The following is a 12,944-nucleotide window of genomic DNA, read 5'->3' as shown; positions in this document are numbered from 1 at the left end:
TGACTGACCCGACGCCTTCGCGAGCAGGCTCGCTCCCACAGGGATATTTTCAGCGTCATGTAGCTCAGGCGTTATTGGGCAACCACAACCGGAAGCGTGCCCCGCCCAACGGTGAAGACTCTACGGTCAACGTGCCGCCCTGCGCTTCCAATGCGCGACGACTGATCGCCAGGCCCAGGCCAAACCCGCCGGTGGCGCGATCGCGGCTGCGATCCAGTCGATAGAACGGCTCGAAAATCCGCTCCCGCTCGTCATCGGGAATACCGATGCCGTCATCATCGACCCAGATCTCACAGCCCTCGGCATTGACCTGCACACCAATCTGAATGCGCTTTTCGCAATAGCGCATGGCGTTGCGCAGCAGGTTCTGGATCGCCCGCGCGGTCAGGCGTGGGTCGAGGGAGAAGCGTTCGAGCTGACCGTGCAGCAACACGTCGATAACGATCTCCGGTGATTCCAGCTCTTCATCGACACTGCCCAGAATGCTGTCGATGAACTCGTCCAGCGACACCTCGACCTGCTCCGGCAGTTGCGCCGGATTCTGCAAGCGGCTGTAAGAGAGCAACTCCAGCACCAGTTCATCCAGCTCGCGAATGTGCGCGACCAGTCCCAGCAAGCGCTCGCGGCTGGCGGTCGGCAAGTCATCGGACAAAGCCAGCGCCAAGCCGAAATCCAGGCGCGTCAGCGGTGTACGCAATTCATGGGACACGGCGTTGAGCAGATCGCGTTGCTGATTGAGCAGGTTTTCGATATCGCCGGCCATGGTGTCGAAAACATTGGCGAGGCTGCCGATGTTGGAGCTCTGGGCGATTTTCGTGCGTTCGCTCAAATGCCCCTTGCCGAAACGTTCGGCGGTGCCTTTGAGGCGTTCCAGATCACGCCAGTGCGGGCGCAACCACATCAGCAGGCAGGCGAGCAGGCTCGCGCCGATCAGCACGTTGATGCTCCAGTACAACAGATTGACGTCCATCGGATCCGGCGGCACGACCATTTGCACGGCGGTGGTGTCGTCCAGCGGCGTCACCGCCAGCGTGCGCCAGCCCCAGTCGCCGATACGCACAACGTTTTCGCCACGGCGCAGGCGCTGCTGCTCGATGGCGGTGAACTCGGCATCGTCGATGCGCGCCAGGACGATGTGCAGCGGCTGGAAATCCTTGTCCATCGACGCCGCCAGCGCCGGCCACTGCTCATGCGGCACTGCATGAAACTGGCGGGTAATCAGCGATTGCAGGCCGCGCGAATAGTCGAGGTTGTAGGTGACGAAGCGATCGCGGAACGCCATGACCACCAGATCCGGCACCAGATAGATCGCCGCGCTGTACGAGACGATCGTCACCAGATACAGGCGAAACAGGATGCGAAACATCAGCTCAGCATTCCCACTCGGAACGGCTGAACAAATAGCCCTTACCCCACACGGTCTTGATCTTGCGCGCTTCGCCGGCGTGGTCGTCGAACTTGCGGCGCAGCTTGGAAATCGCCACGTCCACCGAACGGTCAGTGCCGTTGAATTCGATACCGCGCAGGCGTTGCAGGATCTGATCGCGGCTTAACACTTCGCCGGCGTGACGGGCCAGGACCACGAGCAGGTTGTACTCACCGCTGGACAACTCGACCGGTTGATCACGCCAGGTCACGGTGCGCTCGGACAGGTCGATGCACAGATTGCCCATGAGGATGCGGTCATTGGCGGTCAGCGGTTCGCCGAGGCTGCTGCGGCGCAACAAGGTGCGTACCCGTGCCAGCAACACGCGCGGTTCGCAAGGTTTGGTGACGTAATCGTCGGCGCCCATTTCCAGGCCCAGAACCTGATCGTGGCTGTCGTCGCGGGCGGTGAGCATCAGGATCGGCAATGTCGCTGAATCGGCACGCAGTAAACGGCAGACTTGCAGGCCGTCGAGGCCGGGCAGCATCAGGTCGAGAATCACCAGATCCGGCGGATTGACCCGCGCCCGTTCGCGCACGTGGTCACCACGGCCGATCACGCTGACGGAATAACCGTTGCGCTCCAGGTAGCTGGAAATCAGTTCGGCGAGGGCGGTGTCGTCTTCGACCAGGAGGATGTTGGGCATGGGTGATCCAGAAAGTGCTGTGGCGACTGATAAGGCCCATTCGCGAGCAGGCTCGCTCCCGCACTTGGAATGCGATTCCTTGTGGGAGCGAGCCTGCTCGCGAAAGCTATCTATCTGTCGCAATAAATTTCAAGACCTGAAGGATATACGCCCTCGCCCATCCCTGAGCAAAACCCTTACACAATTTCACACAGCGCCTACAAAGCTTCACCGCTAATCTCGGCGTCTGCCCGTAGGATGCGGACATCAATATTGGGGGTTGTACATGTCGAACAAACTGCTGGCCGGGCTCGGCCTGATCGCGATGGCGCTGACACTGAGCGCCTGTGATTCGTCCTCGAAGGCAGAGGATCAGACGCCACCGGCCACGGTGCGCATCGAGACGATCGAAGCGCATCCCCTGACGCTCAGCAGCGAACTCAGCGGCCGCATCGCCGCGCCGCGAATTGCCGAAGTGCGCGCACGGGTGGCCGGAGTGGTCTTGCAGCGCACCTTCCGCGAAGGCAGCGACGTGAAAAAGGGCGACGTGCTGTTCCGCATCGACCCTGCACCGTTCAAGGCTGACCTCGACAGCGCCGAAGCCGCGCTGCGCAAGGCCGAGGCCAATGCGTTCCAGGCCAAACTGCAAGAGCAGCGCTATGCCCAGTTGATCGACGACCAAGCCATTAGCGGCCAGGACTACGACAACGCCCGCGCCAATGCCCGGCAAACCGCCGCTGACGTTGCGGCCAACAAGGCGGCCGTCGAACGGGCGAAACTGAATCTGGGTTATGCCACCGTCACCGCGCCGATTTCCGGGCGTGTCGGTCGTGCACTGGTCACCGAAGGCGCACTGGTCGGGCAGAACGAAACCACACCACTGGCGCTGATCCAGCAGCTCAACCCGATTCACGCCGACCTCACCCAGTCGACCCGTGAACTCAACGAATTGCGCCGCGCGTTCCGCTCCGGGCAGTTGCAGGAAGTCGGTCAGGATCAGGTCAAAGCCACGCTGATTCAGGATGACGGCAGCCTCTACCCGCTGCCGGGCAAGCTGCTGTTCAGCGACATCACCGTCGACCCGGGCACTGGTCAGATCATCCTGCGCAGCGAATTCCCCAACCCGGACCTGGATTTGCTGCCGGGCAGTTTCATTCGCGTGCGTCTCGAGCAGGCAACCATTCAGAACGGCATCACCGTGCCGCAACGCGCCGTGCAGCGCGACAGCGCCGGCATTGCCCAAGTGCTGACCGTCGATGAGCAAATGCGCGTCGCCGAGCAACCGGTGCAACTGGGCGCGGTGCAGAACAATCGCTGGATCGTCACCGGCGGCCTCAAGCCCGGCGACCGCATCGTCATCGAAGGCCTGCAACATGCCCGTCCCGGCGAAACCGTGCAGATCGACGACACCCCTCTTCCACTTGCCCAGACCTCTGGTCAGTAAGCAGGACGCTTTTCTATGCCGCAGTTCTTTATCGACCGCCCGGTGTTTGCCTGGGTCGTCGCATTGTTCATCCTGTTGGCCGGTGCGCTGGCCATCCCGCAGTTGCCGGTGGCGCAGTATCCCGATGTCGCCCCGCCGCAGATCGAAATCTACGCCGTGTATCCCGGCGCCTCGGCGCAGACCGTCGATGAAAGTGTGGTCAGCCTGATCGAGGAAGAGCTCAACGGCGCCGATCACCTGCTGTACTTCGAATCGCAAAGCAGCCTCGGCAGCGCGACGATCAAAGCCACGTTCCAGCCGGGCACCAACCCGGAGCTGGCGCAGGTTGACGTGCAAAACCGTCTGAAAGTGGTCGAGTCGCGCTTGCCGCAAGCGGTGAATCAGCAAGGTCTGCAGGTCGAAAAAGTTTCGTCCGGTTTTCTCTTGCTGATCACCCTGACGTCCAGCGACGGCAAGCTCGATGACGTGGCGCTCAGTGATTATCTGGCGCGCAACGTGATGAACGAGATCAAGCGTCTGGAGGGCGTCGGCAAGGCGCAGTTGTATGGCGCCGAGCGGGCCATGCGCATCTGGATCGATCCGCAGAAGCTGATCGCTTTCAACCTGACGCCGGCTGACGTCAATGAAGCCATCGTCGCGCAAAACGCTCAGGTCTCCGCCGGCAGCATCGGCGACCTGCCCAATCCGTCGAACCAGGAAATCACCGCGACCATTCTGGTAAAGGGTCAGTTGTCGACGCCGCAAGAGTTCGCCGACATCGTGCTGAAAGCCAATCGCGACGGCTCGACCGTGCGCATCGGTGACGTCGCGCGGGTCGAAATTGGCAGCCAGGAATATCAGTTCGGCACGCGCCTCAATGGCAAACCGTCGACCGCTGTCGGCGTGCAGCTGTCGCCCGGTGCCAATGCGCTGAACACCGCGACCCTGGTGCGGGCGAAGATGGATGAGCTGGCGCGCTACTTCCCGGCGGGCGTGGAATACAAGATTCCGTACGACACCTCGCCGTTCGTCAAAGTCTCGATCACCAAAGTGGTTTACACCTTGGGCGAAGCGATGTTGCTGGTGTTCGCGGTGATGTTCCTGTTCCTGCAGAACGTGCGTTACACGCTGATCCCGACACTGGTGGTGCCAGTGGCGTTGATGGGTACATTCGCGACCATGCTCGCGCTGGGCTTCTCGATCAACGTGCTGACCATGTTCGGCATGGTGCTGGCCATCGGCATTCTGGTGGACGACGCGATTGTCGTGGTGGAGAACGTCGAACGGATCATGGCCACCGAGGGCCTGTCGCCCAAGGAAGCCACGCGCAAGGCGATGACGCAGATCACCGGCGCGATCATCGGCATCACCCTGGTGCTGGTCGCGGTGTTTATTCCGATGGCGTTCATGCAAGGTTCGGTCGGGGTGATTTACCAGCAGTTCTCGCTATCGATGGCGACGTCGATTCTGTTCTCGGCGTTCCTCGCCCTGACCCTCACGCCGGCACTGTGCGCGACACTGCTCAAGCCGATTGCCAAGGGTGAGCATCATGAAAAGTCCGGGTTCTTCGGCTGGTTCAACCGCCGCTTCGAGCGCCTGACCGATCGTTATCAGGGCTGGGTCGGCTATGCGCTGAAACGCAGCGGTCGTTATCTGCTGATCTACGTGGTGCTGCTGATCGGGTTGGGTCTGTGCTTCGCGCGCCTGCCCTCTTCGTTCCTGCCGGTGGAAGATCAGGGTTACACCATCACCGACATTCAACTGCCGCCCGGCGCCACCAAGAATCGTACGGTGGCGGTGGCTGAACAGCTTGAGGCACATAACGCCGGCGAGCCAGGGATCAGTGACAGTGTGGTGATTCTCGGTTTCAGCTTCTCCGGTAGTGGCCAGAACGCGGCTTTGGCATTCTCGACGCTGAAGGACTGGTCACAGCGTGGCAGTGATGATTCCGCCAGCTCGATTGCCGATCGCGCCAACATCGCGCTGAGTGAAATCAAGGACGCCATGGCGTTCTCGGTACTGCCACCGCCCGTGGATGGCCTCGGCACGTCCAGCGGGTTCGAGTTCCGCTTGCAGGATCGCGGTGGTCTTGGCCATGCGACCTTGATGCAGGCGCGAACTGAACTGCTCGCGGCCGCCGAGAAGAGCAAAGTGCTGATGAACGTGCGTGAAAGCGCACTGGCCGAAGCGCCGCAGGTGCAATTGGTCGTGGATCGTAAACAGGCCAATGCCCTGGGCGTCTCGTTTGCCGACATCGGCAACGTGCTGTCCACTGCGGTCGGCTCCAGCTACATCAACGACTTCCCCAATCAGGGGCGCATGCAGCGCGTTGTCGTGCAAGCCGAAGGTGATCAACGTAGCCAGGTGGCCGATCTGCTGAAAATGCACGTGCGCAACAACGCCGGGCACATGGTGCCGCTGTCTGCATTCGTACAGGCCAACTGGATTCAGGGCCCGGCGCAGTTGACCCGTTACAACGGCTATCCGGCGATTGCGATTTCCGGTGAACCGTCACCGGGGCACAGTACCGGCGAAGCCATGGCGGAAATCGAACGTCTCGTTGCACAGGGGCCGAAAGGTCTGGGTCAGGAATGGACCGGCCTGTCGTTGCAGGAACGCTTGTCTGGCAATCAGGCGCCGATCCTGCTCGGTCTGTCGCTGCTGGTGGTGTTCCTGTGTCTGGCGGCGCTGTACGAGAGCTGGTCGATTCCGACTTCGGTGTTGCTGGTGGTGCCGCTGGGTGTGCTCGGCGCGGTACTGGCGGTGACGTTGCGCGGGATGCCCAATGATGTGTTCTTCAAGGTTGGCCTGATCACCATCATCGGTCTGTCGGCGAAGAACGCGATCCTGATCATCGAGTTCGCCAAGAGCCTGTATGACGAAGGTCACGACCTGATCGATGCAACGTTGCAGGCGGCGCGTTTGCGTCTGCGGCCGATCGTGATGACGTCGCTGGCGTTCATTCTTGGCGTGGTGCCATTGGCCATTGCCACCGGCGCCAGCTCGGCGAGCCAACAGGCGATCGGTACTGGCGTGATCGGCGGGATGATTACCGCAACGCTGGCGGTGATCTTCGTGCCTGTCTTCTTCGTCGTGGTCATGAAACTCGTACAACGATTCACCAAACCCCACTGATCCAAACTGTAGGAGCTGCCGCAGGCTGCGATCTTTTGACTTTGCTTTTAGAAGATCAAAAGATCGCAGTCTTCGGCAGCTCCTACAAAAGCAGGGTTGCGTACGCTATGGTGCAGAGACAGTTCACCAACGTGAGTCCCCATGCGCTTCCTCGCTCGCACCCACCCTCGCCTGTCTGCCGCCGCCCTCCTCGGCCTTGCCACCGGTCTCCTGGTCCCCGCCGATTCCATCGTCAGCAAAATCCTCATCGGCTGGAACGCTGGCGTCTGGACTTACCTGATCCTGATGTTCTGGCTGACCGTGCGCGCCAAGGCTCCGGACGTGAAACGCATCGCTGAAGTCGAAGACGAAAATGCCGGGCTGGTGCTGTTCGTGGTGTGCATCGCCGCGCTGGCGAGTTTGGCGACCATCACCTTCGAGCTGGCTGGCAGCAAGGACCTCGAAACCACGCGCAAACTGCTGCACTACGGTTTCACCGCGCTGACGGTGATCGGCTCGTGGCTGCTGATCGGGGTGATTTTCTGCGTGCACTACGCCAGGTTGTATTACACCTGGAATGGCAAAGAGCCGGCGTTGCGCTTCGCCGAGGGGCTGACTACCCCCAACTATTGGGACTTCTTGTACTTCTCCTTCACCATCGGCGTCGCCGTGCAAACTGCAGATGTCGGCGTGGCCACCCGCGATATCCGCAAAATCGTACTGGCGCAATCGTTGATCGGCTTCGTGTTCAACACCGCGATTCTGGGATTTTCGATCAATATCGCCGCGGGTTTGTTCGGCTGACGTGATCCCGCCCGTCGGCGACACAAAGACCGCTGGTGATCATTCACTTGACGGAAGATTTGCTTTTGGTGTTTCCTGAAACCGGTTTCAGCGCTGCATGCAGACGTTGAGCCTATAAATCCAATAACAAGGTTTCAGACCGTGAACGACTTCTCCGCCGCCCAGCGCAGCCGCGTGACCATGCTTGATGTCGCCGAACGCGCTGGCGTATCCAAAGCCAGCGTCTCGCGCTTCATCGGCGAGGACCGCGCCCTGCTCTCCGATGCCATTGCACTGCGCATCGAGCAGGCCATCGCGGAACTCGGCTATCGCCCCAACCAGATGGCTCGCGGCCTGAAACGTGGGCGTACACGCCTGATCGGCATGCTGGTGGCCGATATCCGCAACCCTTATTCGATCGCCGTAATGCACGGGGTGGAAACCGCGTGCCGTGCGCACGGCTACAGCCTGGTGGTGTGCAACACCGACCGCGATGACGAGCAGGAACGCCAGCACCTGGCGCTGTTGCGCTCTTACAACATCGAGGGGCTGATCGTGAACACGCTGGGGCATCATCGCGACGAGTTGCACGAATTGCGCCGCGAGATGCCGCTGGTGCTGGTGGATCGCAAGGTCGACGGGCTCGACAGCGACATGGTCGGACTGAACAACCCGCAAGCTGTGGAAATGGCGCTTACGCATCTGCAGCAACGTGGTTATCGGGATCTGGTGCTGGTGACTGAACCCTTTGACGGCACCAGTTCGCGAATCGAACGGGTCAGCAGTTTTCAGGCGCAGATTGCCCAACGGTCGGCCCTGACCGGGGCGGTGCTGGAAACCGGCGACGCTCTGAACGCGCAACTTCAAACCTTTTTAAACACACCCGGTAATGGTCCGAAAGCGCTGTTTTGCGCCAATGGCGTAGCGGCGCTGGCTGCGACGACTGCGTTACGCCAAATGGGTTGCCGATTGTTCGAGGATGTCGGGCTGATTGCCCTGGATGATCTGGATTGGTATCCGTTGGTGGGCAGCGGGATTACCGCGCTGGCTCAGCCGACGGCAGAGATTGGTGCGCGGGCGTTTGAGTGTCTGCTCAAGCGCTTGCGTGGGGATGATGAGGTGGCGCGGGTGGTGGATTTTGCGCCGGTGCTGGTGGAGCGTGGGTCAACCCGTGAGGTTGGCGGTGTCTGAGCTGACGCTATCGCTGGCAAGCCAGCTCCCACAGGTTTAGAGGTGTACCAAGCCTTGTGTACGACCCGAACACTGTGGGAGCTGGCTTGCCAGCGATGAGACCCAAAAGGACAACACAGAAACACCTGATATTTTTTTGAACAAAAATGAAACCGGTTTCAGAGGTCAATAACAATGAATAAACCCGCCGTTTCCATCAGTCTGTCCAGCTACGGCGCCGAGCTTGTGCGCCAGCGCGGGCAGGATGCTTTCATCGCTGTTCTGGCTGCGGCCGGGGCCAATCGCATCGAGTGGCGCGAAGAGCTGCTGACGCGTGAAGACCCTGCGCAACTGGCTCAGGCTTCCGAGGCACAGGGCCTGCAAAGCATCTATTCCTCCCCCACCGAACTGTGGCTCGCCGGGCAGGCGCAGCCTAATCCCGAGTTGATCACCGCGCTGCAACAGGCCGAAGCATTCGGCTCAAAGTGGCTCAAGGTTTCTCTCGGCTACTTCACCGACACCAACGATCTGCAAACTTTGGCCGAGCGTTTGAAACGCAGCCCAGTGCAGTTGCTGGTGGAAAACGACCAGACTTTACACGGCGGGCGCATCGAGCCATTTCAGCGTTTCTTCGCTGCCGTCGAGCAGCACAACCTGCCAATCAAAATGACTTTCGACATCGGCAACTGGCAGTGGCAAGACCAGTCCGCCGCCAGCGCCGCCCGCCTGCTCGGCCGATATGTCGGTTATGTGCATTGCAAAGCCGTGGCCCGTCGCGCTGACGGCAAACTGGTCGCGGTGCCTCCCGCCATCAGCGACTTACACCTGTGGGAACAACTGTTGCGGCACATGGCCCAAGGCGTTATGCGCGCCGCCGAATACCCATTGCAGGGCGAAGATCTGGTGCAACTGACCAGCGAGCACGTCGCCGCCCTCGCCCGCCTCGGCCAATCCCGCCTGGAGCCTGCTCATGTCTGAGATCGATATTCTCTCGTTCGGTGAAACCATGGCGATGCTGGTCGCTGAGCAGACCGGTGATCTGGCCGCCGTCGAGCACTTCCACAAGCGCATCGCCGGGGCTGACAGCAATGTCGCCATCGGGCTTTCGCGTCTGGGTTTCAACGTCGCATGGCTGAGCCGCGTCGGTAACGATTCGCTCGGGCGCTTTGTGGTGCAGACCTTGATCAAGGAAGGCCTGGATTGCAGCCATGTCGATGTCGATAAACAACACCCGACCGGTTTCCAGTTCAAGTCCCGCAATGACGATGGCAGCGATCCGCAGGTCGAGTATTTCCGGCGCGGTTCGGCGGCCAGTCATTTGTCGCCGCAGTCGATTACGACCAATCTGCTGAGCGCTCGTCATCTGCATGCCACGGGCATCCCACCGGCGCTCTCAGCCTCGACGCGGGAGATGTCCTTTGAACTGATGACACGCATGCGCAATGCCGGGCGCAGCGTGTCGTTCGACCCCAATCTGCGCCCGAGCCTGTGGGCCAGCGAGCGCGAAATGATCACCGAGATCAACCGCCTCGCCGCCCTCGCCCATTGGGTGCTGCCGGGTTTGAGTGAAGGCCGTTTGCTGACCGGTTTCGAAGACCCGGCGGACATTGCTGCGTTTTATCTCGATCAAGGTGCCGAAGCGGTGGCGATCAAACTTGGCCCGCAGGGTGCGTATTACCGAACGCATCTGGATCAGGGTTTTGTCGCGGGTGTGCCGGTCACCAATGTCGTCGACACGGTCGGTGCCGGTGACGGCTTTGCGGTGGGGATGATCAGCGCCCTGCTGGAGCATCAGGGTTTTGCCGAGGCGGTGCAGCGCGCGAACTGGATTGGCAGTCGGGCGGTGCAGAGTCGCGGGGATATGGAGGGCCTTCCGACCCGGGCTGAACTCTTCAGCGAATTTGAGGCCGCCATCGCTGGCAAGCCAGCTCCCACAAGGGTTGGTGGTGGAAATGCAATCTTTGACATACCCGAGATCCCTGTGGGAGCTGGCTTGCCAGCGATGAGGCCCTGACAGGCAACCGATTTATTGAACCTGCTGCGACAAAAACAACAAGCTCAGGAGCAAGACCCATGAAAACCGCAACCCTCGCCACCCGCCGCTGGTGGTACATCATGCCGATCGTGTTCATCACCTACAGCCTGGCGTATCTCGATCGCGCCAACTACGGTTTTGCCGCCGCCTCGGGCATGGCCGAAGACCTGATGATTACCCCAGGCCTGTCATCACTGCTCGGCGCGCTGTTCTTCCTCGGTTACTTTTTCTTTCAGGTGCCGGGTGCGATCTACGCGCAAAAGCACAGCGTGAAGAAACTGATTTTCGTCAGCCTGATTCTCTGGGGCGGTCTCGCCACGTTGACCGGCGTGGTCTCCAATGCCTATTGGCTGATCGTCATCCGCTTCATGCTCGGTGTCGTCGAAGCCGCTGTCATGCCGGCAATGCTGGTGTATCTGTGCCATTGGTTCACCCGTGCCGAACGCTCGCGGGCCAACACTTTTCTAATCCTCGGCAACCCGGTGACCATGCTGTGGATGTCAGTGGTTTCGGGTTATCTGGTGCAGCATTTCAGTTGGCGCTGGATGTTCATCATCGAAGGCCTGCCGGCGGTGCTCTGGGCGTTTATCTGGTGGCGTCTGGCCGATGATCGTCCGGCTCAGGCGAAGTGGCTCAATGATCAGGAAAAGCAGGATCTGGAAAGCGCACTCGCTGCCGAACAGGTCGGCATCAAAGCGGTGAAGAACTACGCCGAGGCGTTCCGTTCGCCGAAGGTGATCATTCTCGCGCTGCAGTTTTTCTGCTGGAGCATCGGCGTTTACGGCTTTGTACTGTGGCTGCCGTCGATCCTCAAGGCTGGCGCGCAAATGGACATGATCGAGGCCGGCTGGTTGTCGGCGCTGCCGTACCTGGCGGCGGTGATCGGCATGCTTTTGGTGTCGTGGGGTTCGGACAAGTTGCAGAAGCGCAAACGTTTTGTCTGGCCGCCGCTGCTGATCGCGTCCATTGCGTTTTACGGTTCTTACGCACTGGGCGCTGAACATTTCTGGTGGTCGTACACGCTGCTGGTGATTGCCGGCGCCTGCATGTACGCACCTTACGGGCCGTTCTTTGCCATCGTCCCGGAGATTCTCCCGGCCAACGTTGCCGGTGGCGCGATGGCGCTGATCAACAGCATGGGCGCGCTCGGTTCGTTCGGCGGCTCGTATCTGGTCGGTTACTTGAACAGCTCCACCGGTTCGCCCGGCGCTTCGTACCTGCTGATGAGCGGCGCGCTGCTGCTGTCGGTGGTGCTGACTATTTTTCTCAAGCCCGGCGCCAGTGATCGCGTCGTTGCCAAAGCCGTTGCCACGCGTGCCGTGCCAGCGCATTCCTGAAGAGACTTTTGCCATGAAAAAACAGGTCGTGTTGTACAAGAAACTTTCGCCCGCGCTGATGGCGCGTCTGCAAGAGCAGTGCGAAGTGACGCTGATCGACAGCCTCGACGCCGACGGTCTCATGCAACTGCGCGACGCCCTGCCCCGTGCCCACGGTTTGCTCGGCGCCAGCCTGAAACTTGATGCGGCGTTATTGGATCTGGCGCCGCAGTTGCAAGCCATCGCCAGCGTCTCGGTGGGCGTCGACAACTACGACATCGATTACCTGAACCAACGCCAGATCCTCCTGAGCAACACCCCGGACGTGCTTACCGAAACCACCGCCGACACCGGTTTCGCGCTGATCCTCGCGGCTGCCCGGCGTGTGGTGGAACTGGCGAACATGGTGCGCAGCGGCCAATGGAGCCGCAACATCGGCCCGGCGCATTTCGGCACCGATGTACATGGCAAGACGCTGGGGATTATCGGCATGGGCCGCATCGGCGAGGCGTTGGCCCAGCGTGGGCATTTCGGGTTCGGCATGCCGGTGATCTATCACAGCCAGTCGCGCAAACCGGCGGTCGAGGCGCGATTTGATGCGCAATACCGCAGCCTGGAAGATCTGCTCAAGCAGGCCGACTTCATTTGCCTGACCTTGCCGCTGACGGCGCAGACCGAAGGTTTGATCGGCGCCGAGCAGTTCGCGCTGATGCGCCCGGAAAGCATCTTCATCAATATCTCGCGGGGCAAGGTGGTCGATGAGGCGGCGATGATCGAGTCGCTGCGTCATCAACAGATTCGTGCCGCAGGGCTGGATGTGTTCGAGCGTGAGCCGCTGAATCACGATTCGCCGTTGTTGCAACTCAATAATGTGGTGGCGACGCCGCACATGGGCTCGGCGACGCATGAGACGCGCGAAGCGATGGCGCGCTGTGCGGTGGAGAATCTGTTGGCGGCGTTGAAGGGAGAGAAGCCGGCGAATCTGGTGAATCCATCGGCCTGGCAGGGCTGAGACCTTCAGTGCCTGTTCTGGCCCAATCGCTGGCAAGCCA

10 protein-coding genes are annotated in these 12,944 nt (G+C 60.8%); 8 read left to right on the top strand and 2 right to left on the bottom strand.

Annotation, left to right across the window (positions count from 1 at the left end; translation table 11 throughout):
* Nucleotides 1-64: 64 nt before the first annotated feature.
* Nucleotides 65-1,366 carry an ATP-binding protein gene (locus tag PMI23_RS23940; protein ID WP_007912170.1) on the bottom strand — a complete coding sequence of 434 codons (1,302 nt, stop codon included), beginning with the start codon at nucleotides 1,364-1,366 and terminating at the stop codon, nucleotides 65-67.
* A gap of 4 nt (nucleotides 1,367-1,370) precedes the next feature.
* On the bottom strand, nucleotides 1,371-2,072 hold the full coding sequence (locus PMI23_RS23935) for a response regulator transcription factor (RefSeq protein WP_007912171.1): 702 nt from the start codon (nucleotides 2,070-2,072) through the stop codon (nucleotides 1,371-1,373).
* A 265-nt stretch (nucleotides 2,073-2,337) separates the two neighbouring features.
* Here PMI23_RS23935 and PMI23_RS23930 point away from each other — a divergent pair, with 265 nt between their 5' ends.
* The 8 genes from PMI23_RS23930 to PMI23_RS23895 all read left to right on the top strand — a co-directional run bounded on the left by PMI23_RS23930 (nucleotide 2,338) and on the right by PMI23_RS23895 (nucleotide 12,904).
* Nucleotides 2,338-3,495: an efflux RND transporter periplasmic adaptor subunit gene (locus tag PMI23_RS23930; protein ID WP_007912173.1), complete on the top strand. Its 1,158-nt coding sequence runs from the start codon at nucleotides 2,338-2,340 to the stop codon at nucleotides 3,493-3,495.
* A gap of 15 nt (nucleotides 3,496-3,510) precedes the next feature.
* Nucleotides 3,511-6,609 carry an efflux RND transporter permease subunit gene (locus PMI23_RS23925; RefSeq protein ID WP_007912175.1) on the top strand — a complete coding sequence of 1,033 codons (3,099 nt, stop codon included), beginning with the start codon at nucleotides 3,511-3,513 and terminating at the stop codon, nucleotides 6,607-6,609.
* Nucleotides 6,610-6,750: 141 nt separating this feature from the next.
* Nucleotides 6,751-7,392, top strand: coding sequence for a DUF1345 domain-containing protein (locus PMI23_RS23920; protein ID WP_007912177.1), 642 nt, complete (start codon nucleotides 6,751-6,753; stop codon nucleotides 7,390-7,392).
* Between the two features lie 141 nt (nucleotides 7,393-7,533).
* The gene (locus PMI23_RS23915) at nucleotides 7,534-8,562 is read left to right on the top strand and encodes a LacI family DNA-binding transcriptional regulator (protein WP_007912179.1); all 1,029 of its coding nucleotides are present in this window, start codon (nucleotides 7,534-7,536) and stop codon (nucleotides 8,560-8,562) included.
* A gap of 174 nt (nucleotides 8,563-8,736) precedes the next feature.
* Nucleotides 8,737-9,519: a sugar phosphate isomerase/epimerase family protein gene (locus PMI23_RS23910; protein WP_007912182.1), complete on the top strand. Its 783-nt coding sequence runs from the start codon at nucleotides 8,737-8,739 to the stop codon at nucleotides 9,517-9,519.
* A complete protein-coding gene (locus PMI23_RS23905) occupies nucleotides 9,512-10,555 on the top strand; it encodes a sugar kinase (RefSeq protein WP_007912184.1) in 1,044 nt (347 codons plus the stop codon). Before PMI23_RS23910 ends, PMI23_RS23905 begins: the two co-directional genes overlap by 8 nt.
* 59 nt (nucleotides 10,556-10,614) lie before the next feature.
* Nucleotides 10,615-11,913: an MFS transporter gene (locus tag PMI23_RS23900; protein ID WP_007912186.1), complete on the top strand. Its 1,299-nt coding sequence runs from the start codon at nucleotides 10,615-10,617 to the stop codon at nucleotides 11,911-11,913.
* 13 nt (nucleotides 11,914-11,926) lie between these two features.
* Nucleotides 11,927-12,904 (top strand): 2-hydroxyacid dehydrogenase, encoded by a 978-nt coding sequence (locus PMI23_RS23895; RefSeq protein ID WP_007912188.1) that lies wholly within the window; start codon nucleotides 11,927-11,929, stop codon nucleotides 12,902-12,904.
* Nucleotides 12,905-12,944 lie beyond the last annotated feature (40 nt).

Origin of the sequence: Pseudomonas sp. GM24, from assembly GCF_000282235.1 — a bacterium.
GTDB lineage: Bacteria > Pseudomonadota > Gammaproteobacteria > Pseudomonadales > Pseudomonadaceae > Aquipseudomonas.
This window is presented reverse-complemented; position numbering and strand designations above follow the sequence as displayed.

What these genes read in the sequence shown, in the direction of transcription:
- PMI23_RS23925 (WP_007912175.1), top strand. Translation starts at nt 3,511, where the DNA reads ATGCCGCAGTTCTTTATCGACCGCCCGGTGTTTGCCTGGGTCGTCGCA.
- PMI23_RS23910 (WP_007912182.1), top strand. Translation starts at nt 8,737, where the DNA reads ATGAATAAACCCGCCGTTTCCATCAGTCTGTCCAGCTACGGCGCCGAG.
- PMI23_RS23900 (WP_007912186.1), top strand. Translation starts at nt 10,615, where the DNA reads ATGAAAACCGCAACCCTCGCCACCCGCCGCTGGTGGTACATCATGCCG.
- PMI23_RS23895 (WP_007912188.1), top strand. Translation starts at nt 11,927, where the DNA reads ATGAAAAAACAGGTCGTGTTGTACAAGAAACTTTCGCCCGCGCTGATG.
- PMI23_RS23935 (WP_007912171.1), bottom strand. Translation starts at nt 2,072, where the DNA reads ATGCCCAACATCCTCCTGGTCGAAGACGACACCGCCCTCGCCGAACTG.
- PMI23_RS23920 (WP_007912177.1), top strand. Translation starts at nt 6,751, where the DNA reads ATGCGCTTCCTCGCTCGCACCCACCCTCGCCTGTCTGCCGCCGCCCTC.
- PMI23_RS23940 (WP_007912170.1), bottom strand. Translation starts at nt 1,366, where the DNA reads ATGTTTCGCATCCTGTTTCGCCTGTATCTGGTGACGATCGTCTCGTAC.
- PMI23_RS23930 (WP_007912173.1), top strand. Translation starts at nt 2,338, where the DNA reads ATGTCGAACAAACTGCTGGCCGGGCTCGGCCTGATCGCGATGGCGCTG.
- PMI23_RS23905 (WP_007912184.1), top strand. Translation starts at nt 9,512, where the DNA reads ATGTCTGAGATCGATATTCTCTCGTTCGGTGAAACCATGGCGATGCTG.